Raw genomic sequence first — 22,440 nt, forward strand, 5'->3', positions numbered from 1 at the left:
GATCGACCAGCCCGATCCCGCGCCGGCGTTTCCAGGAGTCCCACGTGACAGACGGTTCCCATGACAGGCCATTCGGCCCGGCACCGAAGATCGAAGCGGCGGCCGAGCGTGTCCTGGGACCGGCGCTGCGCACCGGGCAGTCGCCCTTCGACGACCAGCTCTACACCTGGACCCCCGAGGTCGCGGAGGAGCTGGTCCGGCGGCTGGACGGCGACACCGAGGAGAACACCGGCGAGCAGCCCGGGGACTCCACCCGCTCCCCCGTGATGCAGGCCCTGCACGATCAGCTGGAGGGCGCCCCGCGTCCGGTGGTGCTGCTGGCCGCCGAACTGCTCTACATCCAGCAGTTGCCGCTGTCCACGGTCACCGCCCGACTCAAGCGGGGACGGATCCGGGACGTGTTGTCCTGGATGGACGACGCGCCGGAGATCCCCGAGGTCCTCGACGACGCGCTCGGCGAGAAGGGCCCGCTGACGGGCGGTCTCGGCTTCAACGTCCAGATGCGCGAGCACCTGCGGTGGCTGTGCACGTTCGTCATCCACTGGGCCGAGTTGGAGTCCGCCGAGCGCGACGCGGCGCTGACGGACCCGTGGGAGTTCCAGCGCGCCGCCCGCTCGACCCCCGGCGACTGGCGGGCCATCCGCTACAGCCTGCAGTACCTGGCCTGGCCCGGGTACTTCCAGCCGATCGTCAAGCACGAGCACAAGACCCGTATCCGCGACGCCTTCGCCGAACTCATCGGCGGCCCGTCCGGGATCGACGAGCTGGACATCGACCAGGACCTCCACCGCATCGCCGAGACCCTCTCCGCCCAGCTCGGGCAGCCGGTCGACTGGTACCGGGGCGCCATCGCCAACCAGTGGCAGCGCCACCGCGACGACCACTCGCGCCGGGCCTGGTTGGTCCGCCCCGGCCGCGGCGGTGTCGGCCAGGCCGGGCAGTGGGTCGCGCAGAACCGCATCGCGCTGCCCGCCTCGCACCTGCCACGCATCCCGGCACACGCCAGCCGACTCGAGGTGTCGCAGGCCGTCGAGCAGGGCTACCCGCACCTGGACTACCAGGCCCGGTTCCAGCTCACCGCGGAGCTGCACACCTTCCTGTCCCGGATGAGCCCGCAGGACGTGGTGGCCACGGTCGCCGACGCCAAACTGCACCTGGGCACCCTCACCGACGACCTGGGTTACGTGGAGGACGGCGGCCAGCAACTCGAGCGCTCCGTCCGGTGGCACTCGGTCACCCTCGACCTGGACACCCTTCCCAGCCCGCTCTCCGAGCTGATCGGCGAGCCCGGGACGGTCGTCGACCTCACCGACGGCCTGGACGCCCTGCTCGCCACCATGCACCCCGGCCGTCACTCCGCCGAGTCGCAGGTCGCCGAGGCCCCGGGCGCCGGGACGGTGCCCACCCTCCCCGACATCACCGACGAGCTCGCCGACAGCCTGCACATGCCCCGCAAGGAGCTGCAGGAGATCGTGGACACCCTGCAGGAGCGGCAGCAGATCGTGTTCTACGGTCCGCCCGGCACCGGCAAGACCTACCTCGCCCAGGAGCTCGCACGGTTCCTCGCCGGCGCCGACGACCCGAGCCGGGTCCAGCTGGTCCAGTTCCACCCCAGCTACGCCTACGAGGACTTCTTCGAGGGCTACCGGCCCACGCTCACCGAGTCCGGCCAGCCCGGTTTCGCCCTGCAGGCCGGCCCGCTGCGCCGACAGGCCGCGCGCGCCACGTCCGATTCCGGGCGCGAGCACCCGAGCTTCCTGATCATCGACGAGATGAACCGCGCCGACCTGGCCCGCGTGTTCGGCGAGATGTACTTCCTGCTCGAGTACCGCGACCGCACGGTCCTTCCCCAGTACAGCCCCGACACCTCGTTCCGGCTGCCACGCAACCTGTTCATCATCGGCACCATGAACACCGCCGACCGGTCGATCGCGATGGTCGACGCGGCCATCCGTCGCCGGTTCGCGTTCATGGAACTCCACCCGGACACCCCGCCTGTCGCGGGCGTGCTGCGTCGTCACCTCGAGGCGCGCGGAGTGACCTCCGAGCCCGCGGACCTGCTGGAGGCGCTCAACTCCGAGATCGACGACTCGGACCGCGACTTGCGGATCGGCCCGTCGTACTTCATGAAGGACCGGGCCACGGCGCCCGGCGGGCTCGAGGCGATCTGGCGCTACGACCTCCTCCCGCTGCTCGAGGAGCACTACTACGGGCGACTGTCCCGCGCCGAGGTCCACGAGCGCTTCGGCCTCGCGACACTGCGTAGGAAGATCGGCCGGGCGTGATCTCCGCCTCGGCGGGCTCCGCGGCGTCGGAGACCATCGAGTTCGACGAGTTCGACCGCCGCGGCCGGCTCGTCACCCTGAGCTGGGAGGGCGCGCAACACCTGTCCCAGACCGGGCTCGTGGAGGTCCTGCCCGCCGGCCGCGACACCTGGCGACTGATCCCGAGCGGCAGCGTGGGCTCCGTCCGCGTCGAGGGTCTGTCAGTGCGGGTCCTGCCGGCGGCCAACCTGGGCCTGACGCAGTTGTTCTTCCTGCTCGACCACGCGGCCGACAACGCATTCCTCCCGTCGGCCGTTCAGGCGAGGGACGACGACGAGCTGTGGGTCTCCGTGGCCGAGTCCATGGCCGCGTTGGCGCACCAGGCCCTGTCGTCCGGTCTGCTGCGCGGGTACCGCAGGGTCGACGAGGCGCTGACCACCGTGCGCGGCCGGATCCGTCTGGGAGACCAGATCCGCCGCCACCCGGGCATGACCATCCCCCTGGAGGTCACCTACTCGGAGTTCACCCCGGACATCGCCGAGAACCGCATCCTGCGCACCGCCGCGCACCGCCTGCAGTTCCTGCCCGACCTGCCGGACGCCACCCGGCGGCGGCTGGCGATGGTGGACGCCCGGCTGGCGGACGCGTCGCTCATCGGCCAGGGCGCGCCGGTCCCCTCCTGGACCCCCACCCGGCTCAACGCCCGGTTCCAGAACGCGCTGACCCTGGCCGACCGGATCGTGCGCCGCATCTCGGTGGAGGTCGAGGACGGTCACGCGGCGTCCGCGGCGTTCGTCACCGAGATGCCGGCGCTGTTCGAGCGATTCGTGGAGGCCGAGCTGACCGCCGCCCTCGACGGCTGCGGCGGCCGGTTGCTGCAGAACCCCGTCGTCAACCTGGACTCCGGTGTCGAAGAGAGTGGCGCTGGGGAGACAGGCGCTGGGGAGAGTGGCGCCGGGGAGAGAGGTGCTGCAGGGAATGGTGCCGGGGAAGGGCACGCCGACGGGGCCACCCGGAGCCGGTCCGGCCGCCACAGCGCTCCCGCCACCGAGGGCGACCACATCTCCGTGCGCACCGGACTGGTGTACGAGGTCGACGGCGAGCCGGTGACCACCTTCGTCCCCACCTACCCCACCGACCGCCGTGCCCGCGCCGCCGAACACTACCGCCTGCTGGCGGCCTGCACCGCGCTCGGCGTGGACCGCGCGTACCTGGTGTATCCGGCCCAACGACGGAACGACGCGCCACAACCCCGGCGGATCGTGCACACCGACATCTCGATCGTCGAGTATCCGGTCGACCTCTCGATGGGGCCCGCCGAGGCCCGCAGGACTATCGTCGAACTATCGGAACAGGCCCGCGAGCTCGCGGCGCAACCCCCCGCCCGCCACCGCACCGCCGCCCGCCACCACACCGCCCGCCACCACACCGAGGGGAGACGCCACGCCAGATGAGCCAATCAGAAGATCCGGCCCGGAAGATCGTCGTCAACCTCGCCCTGGTCGCGGTGGGTACCGTCGGCGCCTACCGGGGCGCGTACGAGCTGCTCGCGCAGCAGGCCAGGATCGCCCGTCGGGTGATCCCCAAGCCCACCTCCTGGCCCTTCGATGGCGACGGCCTCTACCGGCCCGGCGCCGAGACCGCCGAGCCGTGGCGGCCCGGGATGACGTGCGACGCCCACATGATGATCTTCGGGGACTCGCTGGCAGCCGGCCTCGGTGCGGCCGATGCCGGGCAGGTCCCCGGGGTCCTGCTGGCCCGCGGGCTGGCCGAGGAGTCCGGGTGGAACGTGCGCCTGAGCAGCAAGGCGATCGTCGGCGCCACCTCCAAGGGGTTGGCCGGGCAGATCGACGCGGTCCACGTGACCGGCGGGAAGCCGGACATCTCCGTCATCCTCATCGGCGGCAACGACATCACCGCACGCAACTCCATCGGCCCCTCCGCCAAGCGCGTGGGCGAGGCGGTGAGCGCCCTCCGCGAGGCCGGGTCGTCCGTCGTGGTGGGCACGTGCCCCGACCTCGGCACCATCAAGCCCGTCCCCCAGCCGCTCCGGACCGTCATGGCCACGCTCAGCCGCAGGCTGGCGGCCGCGCAGACCGTGCAGGTGCACAAGGCCGGCGGTACGCCCGTGTTCCTCGCGGAGGCCCTGGCACCGGAGTTCCACGCCCGCGCCGACAGCCTGTTCTCCCCCGACCGCTTCCATCCCAACTCGGACGGCTACGAGCTCATGGCCGGTCTGCTCCTGCCCGCCGTGTGCGTGGCGCTCGGTGTGTGGGACGAGGTCCCCGAGGAACTGCTGCCGCACGATGCCGAAGAGGCCGCCGCCTCCCTGGAGGCCGCGGAACTCGCCGCCGACAGTGCGACCACCTCCGCCGAGGCGACCGAGGACGGCTCCACCGGAGCGAACCGCGAGTCCGTCGTCGCCCGGCTGACCAAACGCCTCACCGACTTCGTCCGAACGCACGAGGACGCGGAGGACGCCGGCGAGAACACGTTCCTGCATAATGAGGACGTGGACGGCGACCCCGAGAGCACGGGCGATGCCCGCGAGGCTGCGGACACCCTCCGCCGCCGGAGCCGGATCCTGCGCTTGACCCGCTCCGCACGGGATCCGTCGGATCCGGATCCCCCACTCGACCACACATAGCACCCACCTGCAACGAAGGAGCTTTCCATGCCGGAAGCCGTAATCGTCTCGTACGCCCGTTCCCCGATCGGGCGCGCCAACAAGGGATCCCTCGTGGGTATCCGCTCGGATGACCTCGCCGCTCAGATGGTCACGGCCGCGCTGGCGAAGGTCCCCTCCCTCGACCCCACCCACATCGACGACCTCATGCTGGGCTGTGGCCTGCCGGGTGGCGAGCAGGGCTTCAACATGGGCCGTGTCGTCTCCGTGCTCGCCGGCCTGGACACCGTCCCCGGCACCACGGTCAACCGCTACTGCTCCTCCTCGCTGCAGACCACCCGCATGGCGCTGCACGCGATCAAGGCCGGCGAGGGCGACGTGTTCATCTCGGCCGGTGTCGAGACCGTGACCAACTTCGCCAAGGGCACCTCCGACCACTGGCCGGACACCCACAACCCGATCTTCGCCGACGCCGAGGCCCTCACCGGCACGCGCGCCGAGGGTGGCGCCCCCACCTGGACCGACCCGCGTGAGAACAACCAGCTGCCGGATGTCTACATCCCCATGGGCCAGACGGCCGAGAACGTCGCGCAGCTCACCGGCATCACCCGCGAGGAGCAGGACCACTGGGGCGTTCGCTCGCAGAACCGCGCCGTCGCCGCCGTCGAGAACGGCCACTTCGCCAACGAGATCACCCCGGTCACCATGCCCGACGGCACCGTGGTCTCCACCGATGACGGCCCGCGGCCCGGCACCACCTACGAGAAGATCTCGCAGCTCAAGCCGGTCTTCCGTCCCGACGGCACCATCGCCGCCGGCAACTGCTGCCCGCTCAACGACGGCGCCGCCGCCCTGGTGATCATGTCCGACGTCAAGGCCAAGGAGCTCGGCCTCACGCCGCTCGCGCGCGTCGTCTCCACCGGCGTCTCGGGCCTGTCCCCCGAGATCATGGGCCTCGGCCCGGTCCAGGCCGTCAAGAACGCTCTGAAGATCGCCGGCAAGTCCGTGTCAGACATCGACCTGTTCGAGATCAACGAGGCGTTCGCCGTCCAGGTGATCGGCTCCGCCCGCGAGCTGGGAATCGAGGAGGACAAGCTCAACGTCAACGGTGGCGCCATCGCGCTGGGCCACCCGTTCGGCATGACCGGCGCCCGCATCACCGCGTCGCTCATCAACAATTTGCAGGCCCAGGACAAGCAGTTCGGCGTCGAGACCATGTGTGTCGGCGGCGGCCAGGGCATGGCGATGGTGCTCGAGCGCCTCAGCTGATCCCCTGCTGACGCCGAAAGCTGCGTCGAGAAGAGCGTTCCGAACACATCGCCCGAGAGCCGGGTGTTCGGAACGCTCTTCTCGTTGGTGGGGCCCCCGGAAATGACAGTGGCCCCGGCTCCCTTCGCAGGGGGCCGGGGCCACTGGTCGATTCAAGCCGGAGCCGGAGCTACCAGGCAGGGCTACCGCCCGCGCTAGTCAGTCGCGGAAGTAGCTCATCAGACGCAGGATCTCGATGTACAGCCAGACCAGGGTGACGGTCAGGCCGAGCGCGACGCCCCACGCCATCTTGTTGGGGGCACCGGCGCGCACGAGGCGGTCGGCGTTGTCGAAGTCCAGCAGGAAGCTGAACGCGGCCAGACCGATGCACAGGAGACAGAAGCCGATCGCGATGGGCCCACCGTCGTACAGCGGGTTCGAGCCGCCGGTGAAGAAGCTCAGCAGGATGCTGCCGAGTGCCGCGAACAGCACGCCCACGATGGCGGCGGTGAGGAAGCGCGTGAACTTGGGGGTCACCCGCACGGCGCCGGTCTTGTAGACGAAGAGCATGCCCACGAACACACCGATGGTGCCGAGGATCGCCGCGCCCACAGCACCCAGGACGCCGCCACCCTGCAGGTCAGCGGTGAACAGGTAGGTGGCCGCGCCGACGAACAGGCCCTCGAGGGCGCCGTACGCCAGCGTGATCGGTGCGGAATCCATCTTGCGGCCGAACGTGGCGATGAGCACCACGACGAGGCCGCCGATACCGCCGACGAGCAGCAGCGGGAAGAGCAGGCCGGGGTTGACGCTGATCATGTAGAAGGCGATCACGCCGACGATGCTGAGCAGGCCCAGGGTCGTGGCGGTCTTGGTGACGACGTCATCGATCGTCATGGGCCGCGTGTCCGTGTCGAACTGCGGATGGGCCTGGGGGGCGCCGTAACCGGGCTGGGCGCCGAAGCCCTGCTGGCCGTACTGGCCCTGCTGGAAGGTGGCACGGCCGGCGCCACCGAGCTGGGTGGCGCCACGCGCGCTGTCCTGGGACAGCGAGCTGAAGACCGGATTGCTACTGCTGCGCATCGAGGTCCCTTCGGATTGTCGGGGAAGGTCGTTTATCGAGAGTCCCCGCCGGGTCACCGACGAATCACTCGTACTGGTTCAACGCGTGGACCCACCTGAGTGTTCCCCGCGTCGACCCCCATCCTGCCCGACTGGTCAGACGTCCATCACACCAACCCGTTAACGATATGTCGTTGACATTCTTTAGATCATTGCAGATACTCGATGGCAGTCGGGCACCGAAGGGGTGCCCACGTCAGCGAGACAGAAGGAGACGACGATGCACAGCGACGACGTCGAGCACGGACCGGGCGACTTCGGCCCCCCGGGAGCACGGAGCCGGGGCGGACATCCCCGACGTGGCGGCCGCCCCGGCCATCTGCGCGGCCACCACAGGGGCCGTCGCCACGAGCACGGTGGCGGCGCAGGCCCGTTCGGGGCGGGCGGTCCATTCGGGCCCGGCGGTCCGTTCGGGCCGGGCGGACCGTTCGGGCCCGGCGGTCCGTTCGGCCCGTTCGACGAGGGGCGTGGGATGCGGCGCGGCCACCAGAGGCGACGACGACGAGGAGATGTCCGGCACGGCGCGCTCCTGCTGCTGGCCGAGGGGCCCCAGAACGGCTACGGGATCATCCGCGAACTCGCCGAGCGCAGTGGCGGCACCTGGCGTCCCAGCTCGGGCGCGGTCTATCCGGCGCTGTCACTACTGGAGGACGAGGGCCTCATCGGTCCCGCGGAGGACACCGGCCCCAAGCACTATCAGCTCACGGACGCCGGCCGCGCCGAGGTGGAGCAACTCGAGGGCCGCCCCGCGCCGTGGGACGATGCGACGGAGGAGGCCAATTCCCGACTGGGCGGGGACGCAGAGCTCTGGAAGGCGTTCGGCGAGGCCGCCATGGCGGTGCGGGCCGTCGTCCAGACCGGCGACCCGGCCGCCGGCACCGCGGCGACCGAGGAACTGGTCGCCCTGCGCAAGCGCCTCTACGGGCTGCTGGCCGACGCCGGCGACTGACCGCCTGCCGGTCAGTCCACCCCGTTCCTGTCGAGGAAGCGACGGAGGTCGGCGGTGGTGGTGATGAAGTTGAACGCCTGGCTCTCTCCGCGGATGGTGTACGAGTTCACGCCGACCACCTGTCCGGCCTCGTTGACTGTCGGGCCACCGGACATACCGGAGCTGATGTCGGCGTTGATCTCGTATCCCGCCACCCCTCGCGGCGAGACCTGCCTCGAGGACACGGTGCCGGTCTTGAACGAGGGGTTCTGGATGGACATCGTGTTGGAGACGTCGGCGATGGCCCCGGGGAATCCGATCGAGGTCACACTGTCACCTGTCTGCGGATCCTCGTCGGCGACTGTCATGACGGGTGGCTGCGAGTCCGCCCGCAGCCCGTTGGCCCGGAGCAGCGCGAGGTCACCCTGTTCGAACGGCATCACATCGACGATCTGCACCGGTTCCCAGTCGTTGATGGTGGCACCGTCGATGTTCGGCTGCTTGGCCACCACCACGACCTCGATGTCGGAGCCGTCCTTGAGCCCCTCGACGCTCCAGTTGATCTCGGCATCGGCGACCTCTTCGGCGGTGACGTCGAAATCGGAGAGGAAGGTGCCGATCAGGGCGCTGCGCCCCTCGTCCTGGTCCACACAGTGCCCGGCGGTCATGATCTCCCCGCCCTCACCGGCCATCCACCCGGTGCAGGAACTGACGGCGGTCACCTCGTCGGACCAGACGTATTCGCCGTTCTCCCCGCCCGGGAACAGGACATATCCGCTGACCGTGGTCATGAGGAAGACCACCGAGTCATCGAGGGCCTGCGGGTTCATCGACGCCTCTTCGGCACCGGGCCCGGACTCGCCCATGGTGTTCGAACCCGCCTCCGAGGACGGCGGGTCTTCGGTCCCGAGGGAGAAGCTGCATCCAGCCGTCGTGGCGAGCATGACCGCGACCAGCAGTGACAATGACGATCGACGTGCGCTCACGGCGTGTTCCTTTAGCCTGATGAGGGGATCCTCACGAACAAGTCGAGTCCGACTCTACGCCGGCGCCGCGCATAACCCTAGAGCGTTCTTATAAGAACTGTGCATGACTCCACAGCCGGTCATCCCACCCCGTTGTCGGACAGGAACCGTCTCAGTTCCGAGGTGCCGGTGATGATGTTGAACGCTTGGTAGCCGCCGCGGATGGCGTGCGAGTTCACGCCGACCACCCGACCCGACGCGTCGACGGTCGGCCCACCGGCCATTCCGGGACTGATGTCGGCGTCGATCTCGTACCCCTCCAGCCCCCTCGGCGAGGCCCGCCTCGTGTAGACGGTCCCGGACTTGAACGACGGGGGCTGGATGGCCTTCTCCTCCGAGACGTCGGCGCCGGCGCCGGGGAAGCCGATCGAGGTGACACTGTCGCCCGGTTGCGGGTCGTCGTCGGCTATCGCCAGCACGGGCGGCATCGGGCCTGAGCCCACCCCGTACACGCGAAGCAGAGCCAGGTCCCCCTTGTCGGACGGCATCACGTCGGCGATCCGGACCGTGACCCAGTCCGTGATGGTCGCGCCGTCGACGTCGGGCTGACCGGCCCTCACCCGGATCTCGACCTCGGCGTCCAGAGAGCCTTCGTCGGCGACGTCGTTGTCGTCGAGATAGGAGGCGATCACAGCGCCCCGGCCCTCGTCCCGACCGACGCAGTGCCGGGCGGTGACGATCTCCCCGCCCTCGCCGGCCATCCATCCGGTGCAGGTCCGGACCGCCGTCACCCCGGTGGTCCTGACGCCGCCGTCCCCTCCGCCCGGGTCCATGACGTACCCGGACACAGTGGTCATGAGGAACACCACCGAGTCGTCCAGCCTCTGCGGGTTCATCGATGTCGGCTCGGCGGCGGCCGAGGTGGATTCGATGATCCCCGGGACGTTCTGCTCGTCCTGCGGGTTTCCCCCACCGCCCTGGACACATGACGTCGCGGTGGCGAGGACCACCGCCGCGAGTGGTAGTGCTGACATCGGTCGTAGGTCCATGGCGACTTCCTTAGCGCTATGAACAAATCTTCATAGTCGATACTGTGGACGCTACTCCGCCCGCACTCTTCTCACCAGTGTCGCTCGCTACTCACAGGCGACGCCGTCGTTGTCCCGGTCCAGCTTCGGGGCGTACCCCGGTTCGCCTCGCATGATCGGGGCCGCGCCCGCCGCGCGGGCGGCCGAGCAGTTGGCGTAGGAGGTGGACTGCTGCGCCGGGGCCGGTGGCGGCGTGACGACGGATTCGGGCGCAGGCGGCGGAGGAGCCACCGGTTCGGGCTCGGGCGCGAGCGGAGGCGGGGCGACCGGTTCGAGCGACGTGGTCGGGGTGGGCGCACTGCTCGGCGACGGGGAGTCCGAGGTGGAGGCCACGGCGGCGCGGGCAGGCGCTGTCGTGGTGACGGTGCTGGTGGCCGGAACCGGTGTCGCCGCGGGGGCGGGCGAGGCCTCCGCGGCGGGCATCAGCGCGATGGCCCCGACGATCAGCGCGAACGCGGCCGAGCCGACCACCGGCCATCGTCTCGCGGCCGGATCGAGTGGCGTGTGCCAGGTCAACGGGGCCAGCGCATCGGCTGCGACGTACCCGGCCATCGACTGCTGGGCCAGCGCGGCCTGCGAGTCCAGCCGGTGATCGTCGTCCGCCTGGGCCCTGTCCCGGCTCTCGCAGGACAACCACCACCCGCCCGGCAGGATCAGCGCCAGGCCGAACATGGTCAAGGCCGCGACCGCCGCGATACCGTCCCCCGTCGAGGCCGCCCCGCCCAGGACGATCAGTGCGCCCACCCCCACTCCGGCCCAGGCCAGGACGGGCTTCCACACCGGAGGCCTGAGGTAGGCGGGTTCGGTGAGCGTCGGATGCGACGTGGAGGGCAGGACGATCGGCATGGGCGGTGGTCTTTCCGGGAGGCGAGGGGGACCCCGAGGGCCGGGCGGAACACCCGCCGACTGTTAATGTGAACAGTACTCCAGCCTGGTCCCGAAGCCAAAGGTTTTCTCATCTCCCCTCGTCCCGGGCCTTCCCGCGGAGGGGCACGGCGGCGGCCCGAGTCAGGCCAGGGCCACCTTGTGGTTCCACGACCGGGCGGTGCGCCAGAGGCAGAAGACCACCAGCACGATCGACGCGGCCAGGAAGCCGACGGGCATGACGTTGTTGCTCGCGGAGGCGCCGGCGGCCATCTCGGAGAGCAGGTCGAACCGCACTATTCCCAGCGTCTCACCGTCGGCCTCCCCCACCCCGAACGGGAGCACGATCATGCCGAGCAATGACAGAAGCTGAGTGGCCACATAGACCAGCACGAACACCACCACGGGCCCGCCGGCACCCAGTCCCGCCAGCCGACGCTCGTGCCCGACGGAGACCGAGAAGTAGTAGTAGACGGGCCAGATCAGAAACGATGCGAGAGCCGCGATCAGTCCGGCCGCGATCATCCAGGCCGGTGCGGCCGCGGTCACCGTGGTCCACGCGTCGGACAGGACGGAGTACGACGGCGAGGTGAGCCCCGACTGCCGCGCGGCCGCCCACCATGCGAGCAGTGCGAGCCCGGCGGTGAGGACCAGTGCGGCCAGGGACACGATCATCGCCCACGCCAGTTTGACCCAGAAGATCGTGGACCCGCGGACCGGGATGGAGTGCGTGAAATAGCCGGTCCGGCCGTACCCGGTGCGCCAGTAGTCGGCGGCCAGGGTCAACTGGACGGCCGGGACCGCCACGACCGCGGCCAGCATGCCCAGCGCCAGACCGAGTTGGGACAGCGCCGGCCATCCGGTGGCCCCGAGCAGGCTGCCCAGGACCCCGATCAGGGCGATCACGCCGAAGGTCGTTCCGAGCGACCCCCGTGTGCGCAGCCGCTCGTGGGCGAGAAGTCTCGTCGTCGTTTTCATCCCTGTCGTTTTCATCCCTGTCGTTTTCATCCCTGTCGTTTTCATCTCTGTCGTTTTCATCTCTGCCGTTCTTGTCGATGTCGTTCTCATCTCTGCCGTTCCCGTCGCGGTCATCGGTAGGTCTCCTTGAAGATCTGGTCGAGGCTGGCGGAGTGCTGGCCGCGGAGGTCGTCGGCGTCGCCCTGCAGCAGGACCCGGCCGTGGCGCATCATCACCGCGGCGTCGAGGATGGGCTCGAGGTCGTGCACGAGGTGCGTGGAGATGAGGAGCAGGGAGTCCCCGGACAGGTTGCGGACGATGCCGTCGAGGATCAGTTGCCGAGCGGCCGGGTCGACGCCGGAGATGGGCTCGTCCAACAGGAACACCCGCGCGTCGCGGGACATGGCCAGGGCGATCTGCACCTTCTCCCGCATGCCCTTGGACATCTCCTTGAGCCGCGCGGACTCGGCGAGGCCGAAAAACCCGATGAGGTCGCGGGCCTTGTCCAGCTGGAAGTCGGCGAAGAAGTCGGCGTAGAGCCGTAGGCAGTAGCTCACGCGCGCGGACTCGGGCAGGAATCCGGTGTCGGGCAGGAACGACACGTGCGCCTTGGATTCGGGACCGGGCGCATGGCCGTCGATGCGCACGCTGCCCTCGTAACCGGAGAGCACGCCGGCGAGGATCTTGAGCAGCGTGGTCTTGCCGCAGCCGTTCTCGCCGAGCAGGCCCACGATCTGACCCGAGGCCAGGTTCAGGTCCAGACCGTCCAGTGCGGTGAGGGCGCCGTAGCGCATGGTCAGGCCAGTGGCCTCGACGAGTGTAGTGGGAGCGGACATGTCAGCGCTCTCCCTGTTGGTCGGTGGTAGTGGTCGGGTGTGCGTCGGTGTCGGGTTCATCGGTGTCCCATCTGTTGTCGAGTAGCGCTCGCGCCTTGTCGTGCGTCATCCGCAGGCCGCGGACCCGCCGGATGAACTCGTCGGCGGCCTCGGTGGCGAGGTCGGCGCGGACCTCGTCGATGCGGGCCTCGTCGGAGGTGACGAACCGCCCGGAGGCCCGCTCGGACCGGCACAGTTCGAGCCGTTCCAGCTCGGCCAGCGCCCGCTGCGCGGTGTTGGGGTTGACGCCCAGGTCGGCCGCCAACTCCCGGACACCGGGCATCTTCGCGCCCGCCGCCCACTCCCCGATCACGATGCGCCGCGAGAACTCCTCGACGAGCTGCACCCAGATCGGGGATGAGTTGTCGAACTGCATCGCCGCCCCCATCCGTGTTGCTGTATTAGGTCCTTAATACAGTGACACCACGGTGTGCAGAAGTCAATGCGGGGCCACGGAGAAGCCTCCGCCGCAGGGTGTCACCACTCCGGGCCCGCTCGGCCGGGGCCGTGATCGACCGGAGACACGAACCGGTCCGGCGCGACCGTCGGCGCGCGCGTTGCCTATACCCCATGGGGTATGTATTCTCGGGAGCGAGACGCGGCGATAACCACACCCCCGCGAACCTCGTGACCATCCCATGACCAGAGGAGTACGACCATGTGCCGACCCGCTACCTGCAAGACCTGTGGAAAGACGACGTGGGCCGGGTGCGGCATGCACGTGGACCAGGTGATGTCCGGCGTGCCCAAGTCCCAACGGTGCCCCGGACATGCCGCCGCGCCCAAGGAGGGGTTCTTCGCGAGAATGTTCGGCAGGTAACCGGGCGGCACGTCGAGAAGCGGGGCGCCGACGAGCGGAGCGGAAACCGCGGATCAACACCAGCGGATCACTGCTCGCGAATCGGCACGCGCCGATCAGGGCGCGACGACCATGGCGCGCCGATCAGTGCGCGCCGATCAGTGCGTCAGAACGATCTTCACCACGACGATGGTCGCCGCAACGGCAGTGAGTGCCGCAGCGCTGATAAACCAACTCCGACTGGGCCGCTCGCCGTTGAGCCGACCGATGACAAAGACGATCCCGCCGATCCGCACCAGCACGGTGATCTCCGCGAGCAACAGCGCGGTGCGGAGTTCGAACACTCCGACCCAGCCGATCGCGAGGATGAGGGACGGCAACACCGCCGAATTCAGGATCGGCACCGAGTTACGCAGTTCGGCGATCATCTCGGCGCGGGACCAGGCCGCACCCTCCCGAACGCTGTGACCGACCGCCTCGGCGAAGGCGTGAGCGATGAACGTCGACACGGCGGTGCCCACCACGATCGCGATGCCGACGTACTTCTCGGTCTGTACGAGCGGCACGAGCGCCGCGAGCACCAGGATGTTGCCGTAGATGTAGGCGCTGATCCGGCTGGCCGCGTGGTCCCGATCCAACGGCGCACCCCGAGAGAGCCAAAATTTGCGCGGCAGAGAACGCCCGTCCGTGTTCATGCCGACAAGGGTCGCAGACGGTGGAGGTCCGGGGCACCGACTTCACCGTCCTGCCTTCACCGTCCTGCCCCGGGTCTCCGGAGAGCTGACGCTCTCCCACCCTCGCAAATTCGGACAGCCGCCGACCTGGTCGGGGAATACTGAGTGACGACCCGGGGCTCGACGGCGGCGACGTGCGCTTCTGCCACACATCCACGACAGGGGAGGCGCGGAATGGACTCATCAGTGAACTCATCGGTGGACGTGGTGGTCGTGGGCGCGGGGATCGCCGGGCTGGTCGCCGAGCGCGAGCTGACCCGAGCGGGCCACGACGTGAGAGTCCTCGAGGCCCGGGACCGCGTCGGCGGTCGGCTGCTCAACGCGACACTGCCCGGCGGGGCCCCGATCGAGGTCGGCGGCCAGTGGGTCGGCCCCACCCAACACCGGGTGCTCGCGCTGATCAGTGAGCTGGGGTTGCGGACCCACCCCACCCACGTGGCGGGTAGGCACATCGCAGAGCTCGGCGGCGCCAGGTCGGAGTACACCGGCCGGATCCCGCGGCTCAGCCCTGCCGCTCTGGCCGACATCGCGCAGACCCAGTGGCGGCTGGACCGCATGGCCGCCGGCATCCCTCCCACCGAGCCGTGGCGGGCCGCCCGAGCCGATCGCCTGGACGCCCAGACCTTCGACACCTGGCTCCGTCACACCGCCCGGACCCGCAGCGGCCGGGCGTTCTTCCGCCTGATCACCGAGGCCGTCTTCTCGGCGGGCCCCGAGGACATGTCCGCGTTGTGGGCGGGGTTCTACATCAGCGCCGCCGGCGGACTCGACGCCCTGGTCGACACCGCCGGCGGGGCGCAGCAGGACCGGATCGTCGGCGGGGCCCAGGCCATCGCACTCGAGCTGGCCCGCGACGCCGGTGACCGGGTGCTCCTCGACAGCCCGGTCACCGGGATCGACTGGGATGAGCAGGGGGCGCGGGTGCACAGCGCCCGCGGGGTGGTGCACGCCCGGCACGTGGTGATCGCGGTGCCGCCGCCGCTCGCGTCGAGGATCCGCTACTCCCCCGGCCTGCCCGGCGACCGCGACCAGGTGGTCCAGCGGATGCCCATGGGCCGGGTGATCAAGGTCAACGTGGTGTACCCGGAGCCGTTCTGGCGGGCCGACGGCTGGAGCGGGCAGGCGAACAGCGATACCCGCCCGCTGGGCACCGTCTTCGACAACACCCCGCCCGCCAACACCGCAGACTCCGGCCCGCCCGGCGTATTGGTCGGGTTCCTCGAGGGCCGACACGCGGACTCCGGGGCCCGCATGGGTCCCGCCGAGCGTCGGGCACGGGTCCTCGAGGATCTCGCCGGCTATTTCGGCCCCCGGGCTCGCAACCCCATCGACTACATCGAGCGCGACTGGGTCGAGGAGGAGTACAGCCGCGGCTGCTACGGCGCGTTCGCCACGCCCGGCACGCTGACCCGCTTCGGCCCCCATCTCCGCCGCGCCGTCGGCCCGATCCACTGGGCCGGCACGGAGACCGCCACACGCTGGGCCGGATACATGGACGGGGCGGTCGAGTCGGGCCAGCGGGTGGCCGGGGAGATCGGGGCCCCCGGGTGAGTGCGTCTGAGTCCGTGTGTACCTCGGAGTCCGCGAGTACCACAGAGTCCTTGAGCACTTCGGAGTCCGGGACTCCCTCGGAGCCCGTGTGCAACCGCTGATCCGCACCGCCAGCCTGCGCGGATTCAGTCCGCTGGTCAGCGAACTCGGCGGAGACCCCGACCGACTGCTCACCAGGTACGGCATCGCCCGCGAGGTTCTCGAGGGCGACGACGGGCTGGTGTCGATCACCGCACACGACCAGATGCTCGACGCCGCCGCGGCAGAGCTGGACTGTCCCGATTTCGGGCTGCGGCTGGCCGATCGACAGGACCTCTCCATCCTGGGCCCGGTCGCCCGGGCGGTCCGCTCCAGCTCCACCGCCACCGAGGCGCTCGAGTGTGCGGCGCGGTTCCTGTTCGTCCACAGCCCCGCGCTGACGATCGGTGTCGACGACGACCCGTGGAGCCGTCGCGGCGTGATCGCGCTGACCTATCGGAAGCAGCTGGCCGAGTCGCCGTATTCCCCGCAGGCGATCGAGCTGGGCCTGGGACTGTTCTACCGGATGGCCGTGCAGCTCCTCGGTCGCCGTCCAGGGCTCCGGTCGGTCGAACTGCCCCACGGGCCCCTCTCGCCCGTCGCCCGCTACCTGGACTTCTTCGGCGCGGACATCAAGTTCGACCGCCCCGTGGCCGCGCTGTGTGTCGACCACCGGATCCTGGACGCCTCGTTCGCCACCGCGGACGAGGAGATCCGCCTGGCCGCCCTGCAGCACCTGACGGGCTCGTACTCAGACCCGACCCGATCGATGACCGGCCGGGTTCGCCGCGCCGTGGGCGAGTGCCTGCCCGGGCGGGTCCCGCCCCTCGCGGAGGTGGCGGCCTCGCTGGCCATCGGACCCCGGACCCTGCAACGCCACCTCGTCGTCGAGGACACCACCTACGGACGGGTCGTCGACGACCTGCGGCGAGACCGGTCTCACCGGTTCATCACGACCACCGACCTGTCCTTCACCCAGATCGCCGACCTGGTCGGTTTCTCCGAACAGTCCACGCTCAGCCACGCCGTGCGCCGGTGGTTCGGCCTCTCCCCCGGCGAGCTCCGACGCCGGGCCAGACTGTCGCGCTGACACAAGTTTTCCGCCCCCGGGCACCGGATCCTGGAAGCACCCGGCGAACCACGGCACCCGGAGAACCATCAGGAGCGGTAATGCTGCGCGAACAGAAGACGCCCGACCACGAACTGCGTGACCAGGCGCTGCGCGAACCACAGTCGTCCGAGCGGATGCTCGAGCAGATCGGCGCGCGGTCGATCCCCGAGTTCGACGGCGTCCACGACCTGTGGCCCCGGGGTGAGCGCCTCAGGGCTGTTCGCGCGGCGGCCACCGAGTACAAGGCGCGCTTCGTGCAGCAGGGGCAGGTGCGAGCGGTGCAGTCCGTGGACGTGGCCGCCGCGCCGTATCCGGTCAAGTACGCCTTCAACAACGCCGTCTCGGTCCCCAGCCTGCCGCTGATCACCATGATCAACCGGATGATCGTGGTGCAGTACGACGACTGGAACGGCCGCCCCCGCACCCTGGTGTTCGAGCCGACCGTCCCCGCCGGGTCCGCCGAGGCGCCCTTCTACGACAACCTGCAGTCGCTCGTCGACCGGATCCCCGGCGGCAACGTGGCCGTCAAGCTGCTCCTCAAGTACTTCAACGAGCCGGACCAGGCGCTCGCCAAGGTCGGGCTCACGCCGCAGGACGTGGACTTCTGCACGTTCGACCACCTCCACGTCCAGGACCCACGCATGATCCTCGGTTCGACCGAGGTGATCCCCGGCGACACCGCGCCCCGCGCGCCGCTGTTCGGCGACGCCAGACTGCTGGTGCACCGGCGCGAACTGGCCACCCTCGAGGACCTGCACCCCATGCAGTGGGCCTGGTACGTCGAGGACGGGCTGGGCGGGGTCGACCGGGACAAGTTCGCCGTGTTCGACGGGGACATCGAGCTCGGCCCCGGCATCGCCCTGATGTGGACCCCCGGCCACACCGACGGCAACCACTCGCTGGTCATCAACACGCCGGACGGCGTCTGGGTGTCCTCGGAGAACGGCATCTCCCTGGACAACTGGCAGCCGGAGCTGTCCAAGATCCCGGGCGTGCGGCGCTACCACGAGCAGTTCGGCCGGGAGATCTGCCCCAACGCCAACACGCTCGAGGACTCGCTGGACCAGTACGACTCCATGATCAAGGAGAAGACCATGGCGGACCCGTGCCCCGGCGACCCGCGCTGGTTGCAGATCCTGCCCTCCACCGAGCTGGTCCCGTGGAAGCGCTTCTGGCCCGTCGTGCCCACCTATTGCCACGGCGGCATCTCCTACGGTCAGATCCGGTCCGGACTGAAGAACGAGAAGTGACGACGACGAGGTCACGCAGCGCGCTCGTGACCGGGGCCGGTCGCGGCCTGGGTAAGGACATCGCCGCCCTGCTCGCCGCTCGCGGGTACCAGGTGATGGTCACCGACCTCGATGCCGACACCGCCGCCGCGGCCGCCGCCGAGATCGGCGGGATCGCCACCTGGGCGGCCGTCGATGTGCGCGACCACCAGCAGGTCGAGAAGGCGCGGGATGCTCTCGTCGCAGCGTCCGGGGGCATCGATGTGTGGGTCAACAACGCCGGTGTACTGCTCACCGGCCCGGCGTGGGAGCAGAACGAGGACGAGCGGCGTCTCCTCGTGGACGTCAACACGCTCGGAACGATCAACGGCACCGTCGCGGCGATCGAGGCGATGCGCGGCCGTGGTGTCGGGAGTGCCAGCCCCGGCGGGCACATCATCAACATCGTCTCGCTCGCCGGGATCTCCGCCGTGCCGGGTGAGGCCGTGTACGCCGCCTCCAAGCATGCCGTGATGGGGTTCAGCACCAGCACCGCCATCGATCTCAGGCTCGCGGGCGTGGAGGACATCGCCATCTCCTGCATCTGCCCCGACGGCATCTGGACCCCGATGCTGCACGACAAACTGACTGATCCGCAGGCCGCCCTGTCCTTCTCGGGGTCCCTCCTCCAGCCCGGAGACGTGGTGCGCGCGGTGGGCACGGTGCTGGACTCACCCCGCCTTGTCACCGCCGTCCCGGCCTGGCGTGGAGCGCTCGCCCGCCTGGGTGCGACCTTCCCGCGACTGGCCGGGGCGGGCCTGCCCCTCATGGCCGCGCAGGGGCGAAGGACACAACGCCGGCTGCTCGCGACACAGGAGTCCGCACGACGATGACCGCACGCGTGAACGATGCCGTCACCACCAGCGATGCCGTCATCACCCACCGCGACCCCAGCCCGCAGTCGCGCGCCCTGTACTGGGCCGCCCGCGCCACGCTGCGGCAGGTGTACCGGGTCTGGCCGCTGACCGACGCCGGGATCCGTGGACTCGCCGCAGTCGAGCGCGGGTTCACCCGGCTCCCGCACCCGGCCGGCGTCCACGTGGACCAGGACACTCTGGGCGGCGTCCCGGCGGTGACCATCACCCCCGTGGCACTCGATTCAGAGGCCGCCGATCGGGACGCGATGGCGAACGTGGCCGTGCTCTACCTCCACGGAGGCGCCTTTGTCTTCTGCGGCCCGAGCACCCACCGCCGGCTGTGCAGCAGCCTGGCGACGGGTCTCGGCGCTCCCGTGCACTCGGTCCGGTACCGGAAGCTGCCGGAGGTCGACATCGGCGCCGTGGTGGACGACGTCTACCGCGCCTATCGTGCGCTCTCCGACCAGTTGCCCGAGGACCACCGGATCGTGGTGGCCGGAGACTCGGCCGGCGGCTTCTTGGCGGCCAAGCTCTGCGAGTTGGCGGCCCGCGACGGCATCCGGCCACCCGCCGCACTGGTCGGGTACTCCCCGCTGGTCGACCTCGACGGAGAACTGAGCGACGGCCCGTGGTTCACCCGAGACGCCTACCAACCGGCCAGTACGGTGCGTCGAGCGCAGCAGCTGTGGTCCAGCCGTCCCCACCAGCTGCCCGGCTGCCGGTCGATGCTCGACTGCGACCCCGCCGTGTTCCCCCCGACGCTGATCACCCTGGCCGCGGGCGAGCTGGTGGAGACCGCGGCACTCGAGCTGACCGAGCGACTCCACGCCGCCGGCCGGACCGTCGAGACCCACCGCTGGCACACGGCTGTGCACGCCTTCCCGGTACTCGACGCCCTGACCCCGGAGAGCAAGCGGGCCGGGGAGCTCACGCTCGGGTTCCTGCGACGGGTGCTGGGCGGGTAGACCTCACCCCACCGTCGCGACGCCCCACGCCGAGTGGATCGCACCGTGGATGTAGCCCACCTCGCCGGCGTCGCCGATCACCTCGACCTCCACGCCGGCGTGGCGCAACTGGTCTGCCAGCGGCGCGGAGGCGGTGGTGCCATCGGCGTAGATCACCATGTCGGCCGGGGCCGAGGCGGCGTTGCCCTTGCGGTCGGTCCACTGCACGTCGGACTCGGTGATCCGGGTCACCGTGACCCGGCGCTGGATGTCGACGCCGTGTTCGCGGGCGTGACGGACGGCGGTCCAGCGGCGCGGCATGGCCAGGGGCAGACCGAGCTGCTGACCGTCGTGTAGCAGAGTCACCCGGCGACCGCGCTCGGCCAGGAACTCGGCCAACTCCAGGCCGACCAGCGATCCGCCGATCACCACGACGTTCTTACCCATGGGCAGCGCGATCTTGGTCAGCCGACGGATGAGCGACGGGCTCTTGGTGACGCCCGACAGGCGACCGAGTCTCCCCATCACCCGCAGCGCCAACCCGGCCTCGCTGGATGAAGCGGTGCCCAGCATGAGATTTCGCAGCGTGTCACCGGTCTGCACAATCGGCAGGTCCCCGCCCGGGATCTGCGGCGCCGGCCGCACGGCCCCGGTGGCCACCACCACCCAGTCGGGTTGCAGTGCGCGGATGGAGTCCAGCGTCGCCTCGGTGTTCAGGCGGACGTCGATGCCCAGGCGCGCGATCTCGGCCCGGAACCAGCGGATGAGCGGCTCGTTGTCCGGGGTGGTCATGGTGGAGAACCACATGGTCCCGCCGAGCCGGTCGGCCTTGTCCACCACGGTCACGCGGTGACCGCGTTCGGTCAGCACGCGCGCGGCCTCCAGCCCGGCCGGACCCGCCCCCACCACCACGACGTGGGTGCGGGCCGGGGCGGGCGTCAGCGGCAGCAGGGTCTCGTTGCCCAGCGCCGGGTTGACCGCGCAGAAGGGGGTGTCGTCGAAGAAGTTCTCGGCCACGCAGAGGTAGCAGTTGATGCACGGGCGCACCAGCTCCGGCGTTCCGGCGCGCAGCTTGTTGGGCAACTCCGGATCGGCGAGCAGCTGCCGTCCCATGGCGGCGAAGTCCACCTTGTCGTCGTCGATCGCTCTTTCCGCGACCTCCGGCAGCATGCGGCCCACGGCGATCACCGGCACCGACACGGCCTGCTTGATGGCGGCCGCGTTGTCCAGATACGCGCCGACGGTGTCCGGCAGGGGGCCGTCGGTGAAGTTGTCGAAGGGGTTGCGGCCCCAGCCGCTCACGTGGATGGCGTCAGCCCCGGCGCGCTCGAACATCCGCGACGCCTCGATCGCCTCCTCGAGCGTCAGCCCGCCGTCCTGGCCGTACTCCTCGCCGGCCACCCGCACCAGCACTGCCAGCGTGTCCCCCACCCGCTTCTTGACCGCGGCGATGACCTCGCACGCCAACCGCGCACGGTTGGTCAGCGAGCCGCCGTACTCATCGGTGCGCAGGTTGTCGCACCGGTTGAGGAAGACGCCGAGGATGTAGCCGTGGGCAACATGGATCTCGATCGCGTCCGCGCCTGCGCGGGCGATGCGGTCGGCGGCGTCGGCCCAGGTGGAGATGAGCCACGCGATGTCCTCGTGGTCCATTGCCTTGTAGACCATCTTCTTGCCACCGGTGGCGGCGCCGATGCGGCCCAGCTCCTCCGGGGTGCTGTCGGCCAGCGCGGAGTAGTCGTAGTCGTAGTCGGGCTCGTTGGGGGCGAGCACCGGCCGATCGTTGGCGATGTCCACCCGCGCGACCTTGCCGTGATGGGTGGACTGCACGCACAGCTTCGACCCCGCGGCGTGGACGGCGTCGGCCAGCGCCCTGAGACCGGGGATGTACTTGTCGTCCGAGAGCCCCGGCTCCTTCATGGACGCCGCACCCACGGGGAACGCGATCGCGCACGCGCCGGTGATGATCAGCCCTGCACCGCCGGCCGCGCGGGCCACGTAGTGGTCGATCTCCCGCTGCTCGATCTCACCATCCTCCGAGACGTTCATGTCCATGGCAGGCAGAACGATGCGGTTGGCCGTGGACATGGGGCCGATACGCCCGGGCGACATGAGACGAGGGAAGGAGGTGAGGGTGGTCACCCAGAGGAGAATACGCTGGGGTTGACGGGTGTCAAGAACAGGTTCTAGTTCTGAGTGGGGACCGAGACCGGGGCGACGA

Annotated in this window: 20 protein-coding genes; 11 read left to right on the top strand and 9 right to left on the bottom strand. The window is 70.0% G+C overall.

Going from position 1 to position 22,440, the window contains the following annotated elements:
• Nucleotides 1-44: 44 nt before the first annotated feature.
• The 4 genes from A6048_RS10830 to A6048_RS10845 are packed head-to-tail and all read left to right on the top strand — an operon-like array spanning nucleotide 45 to nucleotide 6,159.
• Nucleotides 45-2,285 carry an AAA family ATPase gene (locus A6048_RS10830; RefSeq protein ID WP_107749028.1) on the top strand — a complete coding sequence of 747 codons (2,241 nt, stop codon included), beginning with the start codon at nucleotides 45-47 and terminating at the stop codon, nucleotides 2,283-2,285.
• Nucleotides 2,282-3,718, top strand: a complete 1,437-nt coding sequence (locus A6048_RS10835; RefSeq protein WP_107749027.1) for an McrC family protein — start codon at nucleotides 2,282-2,284, stop codon at nucleotides 3,716-3,718. Before A6048_RS10830 ends, A6048_RS10835 begins: the two co-directional genes overlap by 4 nt.
• The gene (locus A6048_RS10840) at nucleotides 3,715-4,911 is read left to right on the top strand and encodes an SGNH/GDSL hydrolase family protein (protein WP_107749026.1); all 1,197 of its coding nucleotides are present in this window, start codon (nucleotides 3,715-3,717) and stop codon (nucleotides 4,909-4,911) included. Before A6048_RS10835 ends, A6048_RS10840 begins: the two co-directional genes overlap by 4 nt.
• A gap of 27 nt (nucleotides 4,912-4,938) precedes the next feature.
• The gene (locus tag A6048_RS10845) at nucleotides 4,939-6,159 is read left to right on the top strand and encodes an acetyl-CoA C-acetyltransferase (RefSeq protein WP_107749025.1); all 1,221 of its coding nucleotides are present in this window, start codon (nucleotides 4,939-4,941) and stop codon (nucleotides 6,157-6,159) included.
• 198 nt (nucleotides 6,160-6,357) lie between these two features.
• Here A6048_RS10845 and A6048_RS10850 read toward each other — a convergent pair whose 3' ends face one another.
• Nucleotides 6,358-7,221, bottom strand: coding sequence for a Bax inhibitor-1/YccA family protein (locus A6048_RS10850; RefSeq protein ID WP_107749024.1), 864 nt, complete (start codon nucleotides 7,219-7,221; stop codon nucleotides 6,358-6,360).
• Between the two features lie 259 nt (nucleotides 7,222-7,480).
• Here A6048_RS10850 and A6048_RS10855 point away from each other — a divergent pair, with 259 nt between their 5' ends.
• Nucleotides 7,481-8,209, top strand: a complete 729-nt coding sequence (locus tag A6048_RS10855) for a PadR family transcriptional regulator (RefSeq protein WP_107749023.1) — start codon at nucleotides 7,481-7,483, stop codon at nucleotides 8,207-8,209.
• Nucleotides 8,210-8,220: 11 nt separating this feature from the next.
• Here the strand turns inward: A6048_RS10855 and A6048_RS10860 are convergent, their stop codons facing one another.
• The 6 genes from A6048_RS10860 to A6048_RS10885 form a co-directional block, all read right to left on the bottom strand.
• Nucleotides 8,221-9,174 carry a S1 family peptidase gene (locus tag A6048_RS10860; protein WP_146166379.1) on the bottom strand — a complete coding sequence of 318 codons (954 nt, stop codon included), beginning with the start codon at nucleotides 9,172-9,174 and terminating at the stop codon, nucleotides 8,221-8,223.
• A gap of 119 nt (nucleotides 9,175-9,293) precedes the next feature.
• Complete coding sequence (locus A6048_RS10865; RefSeq protein WP_159110206.1) at nucleotides 9,294-10,187, bottom strand: S1 family peptidase; 894 nt, start codon at nucleotides 10,185-10,187, stop codon at nucleotides 9,294-9,296.
• Between the two features lie 102 nt (nucleotides 10,188-10,289).
• Nucleotides 10,290-11,087: an excalibur calcium-binding domain-containing protein gene (locus tag A6048_RS18670; RefSeq protein WP_244911004.1), complete on the bottom strand. Its 798-nt coding sequence runs from the start codon at nucleotides 11,085-11,087 to the stop codon at nucleotides 10,290-10,292.
• Between the two features lie 162 nt (nucleotides 11,088-11,249).
• The gene (locus tag A6048_RS10875; RefSeq protein ID WP_107749020.1) at nucleotides 11,250-12,083 is read right to left on the bottom strand and encodes a hypothetical protein; all 834 of its coding nucleotides are present in this window, start codon (nucleotides 12,081-12,083) and stop codon (nucleotides 11,250-11,252) included.
• 110 nt (nucleotides 12,084-12,193) lie between these two features.
• Nucleotides 12,194-12,898, bottom strand: a complete 705-nt coding sequence (locus tag A6048_RS10880) for an ABC transporter ATP-binding protein (RefSeq protein WP_235027446.1) — start codon at nucleotides 12,896-12,898, stop codon at nucleotides 12,194-12,196.
• Nucleotide 12,899: 1 nt separating this feature from the next.
• The gene (locus tag A6048_RS10885) at nucleotides 12,900-13,313 is read right to left on the bottom strand and encodes a GntR family transcriptional regulator (RefSeq protein ID WP_107749052.1); all 414 of its coding nucleotides are present in this window, start codon (nucleotides 13,311-13,313) and stop codon (nucleotides 12,900-12,902) included.
• Nucleotides 13,314-13,595: 282 nt separating this feature from the next.
• On the opposite strand from A6048_RS10885, the gene A6048_RS18405 reads away from it, so the two are divergent.
• Nucleotides 13,596-13,757, top strand: a complete 162-nt coding sequence (locus A6048_RS18405; RefSeq protein ID WP_162845743.1) for a hypothetical protein — start codon at nucleotides 13,596-13,598, stop codon at nucleotides 13,755-13,757.
• A gap of 137 nt (nucleotides 13,758-13,894) precedes the next feature.
• Here A6048_RS18405 and A6048_RS10890 read toward each other — a convergent pair whose 3' ends face one another.
• The gene (locus tag A6048_RS10890; protein WP_107749018.1) at nucleotides 13,895-14,431 is read right to left on the bottom strand and encodes a hypothetical protein; all 537 of its coding nucleotides are present in this window, start codon (nucleotides 14,429-14,431) and stop codon (nucleotides 13,895-13,897) included.
• 213 nt (nucleotides 14,432-14,644) lie between these two features.
• Between A6048_RS10890 and A6048_RS10895 the strand changes: the two genes are divergently transcribed.
• The 5 genes from A6048_RS10895 (at nucleotide 14,645) to A6048_RS10915 (ending at nucleotide 20,240) form a co-directional block, all read left to right on the top strand.
• Nucleotides 14,645-16,021 (top strand): flavin monoamine oxidase family protein, encoded by a 1,377-nt coding sequence (locus A6048_RS10895; protein ID WP_162845742.1) that lies wholly within the window; start codon nucleotides 14,645-14,647, stop codon nucleotides 16,019-16,021.
• 88 nt (nucleotides 16,022-16,109) lie between these two features.
• The gene (locus A6048_RS10900; RefSeq protein ID WP_107749051.1) at nucleotides 16,110-17,129 is read left to right on the top strand and encodes an AraC family transcriptional regulator; all 1,020 of its coding nucleotides are present in this window, start codon (nucleotides 16,110-16,112) and stop codon (nucleotides 17,127-17,129) included.
• Between the two features lie 80 nt (nucleotides 17,130-17,209).
• Nucleotides 17,210-18,400, top strand: a complete 1,191-nt coding sequence (locus A6048_RS10905; RefSeq protein ID WP_107749016.1) for an MBL fold metallo-hydrolase — start codon at nucleotides 17,210-17,212, stop codon at nucleotides 18,398-18,400.
• A complete protein-coding gene (locus A6048_RS10910; RefSeq protein ID WP_107749015.1) occupies nucleotides 18,397-19,251 on the top strand; it encodes an SDR family oxidoreductase in 855 nt (284 codons plus the stop codon). Before A6048_RS10905 ends, A6048_RS10910 begins: the two co-directional genes overlap by 4 nt.
• Nucleotides 19,248-20,240 carry an alpha/beta hydrolase gene (locus A6048_RS10915; protein ID WP_107749014.1) on the top strand — a complete coding sequence of 331 codons (993 nt, stop codon included), beginning with the start codon at nucleotides 19,248-19,250 and terminating at the stop codon, nucleotides 20,238-20,240. Before A6048_RS10910 ends, A6048_RS10915 begins: the two co-directional genes overlap by 4 nt.
• Nucleotides 20,241-20,243: 3 nt before the next feature.
• On the opposite strand, the gene A6048_RS10920 is transcribed toward A6048_RS10915, so the two are convergent.
• Complete coding sequence (locus A6048_RS10920; RefSeq protein ID WP_107749050.1) at nucleotides 20,244-22,331, bottom strand: NAD(P)/FAD-dependent oxidoreductase; 2,088 nt, start codon at nucleotides 22,329-22,331, stop codon at nucleotides 20,244-20,246.
• Between the last annotated feature and the right edge of the window lie 109 nt (nucleotides 22,332-22,440).

The organism is Dietzia psychralcaliphila (assembly GCF_003096095.1).
Lineage (GTDB): Bacteria > Actinomycetota > Actinomycetes > Mycobacteriales > Mycobacteriaceae > Dietzia > Dietzia psychralcaliphila.